The 724-nt window shown below is 40.9% G+C and carries 1 protein-coding gene; it reads right to left on the minus strand.

All coding sequences use genetic code 11. From position 1 onward, the window contains the following. Positions 1 to 724 (minus strand): dihydroxy-acid dehydratase (locus ACFINO_RS10465; RefSeq protein WP_375655776.1); only part of this gene is annotated, 724 nt, incomplete at both ends.

A 724-nucleotide genomic window follows, 5' to 3' on the forward strand; every position in this document is an offset into this window, starting at 1 on the left:
CCTGATGCACCGGACATACGACCATCCGTTACCAATGCCACCTTTTGACCACGATCTTGTAAAACACCTAAAATTGTCGTTAATTTATGAAGCTCTGGCATACCATTAGCTTTTGGCCCTTGGTAACGAATGACAGCAATAAAGTCTTTATCATTCAACACCCCCGCTTTAAAAGCCTCTTGCAGTTCTTCTTGATCATTAAAGACAAGAACTGGAGCTTCAATCCGCCAATACTCTGATTTGACGGATGAAACTTTCATAATAGCTGTGCCTAAGTCTCCCAATAAAATACGAATACCACCATCAGACTGAAATGGCTTTCTCCATCCTGTTAATACTTTATGATTAGCACTTTCATTTAAAGCAGGCTCGCGCACTACATTGTCATCATTGCAAAGCTTTGCTTCAATTGCATAAGCATTGAGATCTTTACCAAAAACTGTACAAACATCTTCATGAACTAAACCTGCCTCAATCAATTCGCGGATAACAAATCCCATACCACCAGCTGCGTGAAAATGATTGATATCAGCCAAACCATTGGGGTAAATTCGTGCTAAAAGAGGCACGACTGACGAAATTTCTGCAATATCATGCCATGTCAATAGAATACCCGCAGCAGCAGCCATAGCAATTAAATGAATTGCATGATTAGTAGATCCTCCTGTTGCATTCAAGCCTACAACAGCGTTCACAAAAGAGCGCTCATCCACTATCAACCCAA

It is taken from the genome of Bartonella sp. AA83SXKL (assembly GCF_042196965.1).
Classification (GTDB): domain Bacteria; phylum Pseudomonadota; class Alphaproteobacteria; order Rhizobiales; family Rhizobiaceae; genus Bartonella.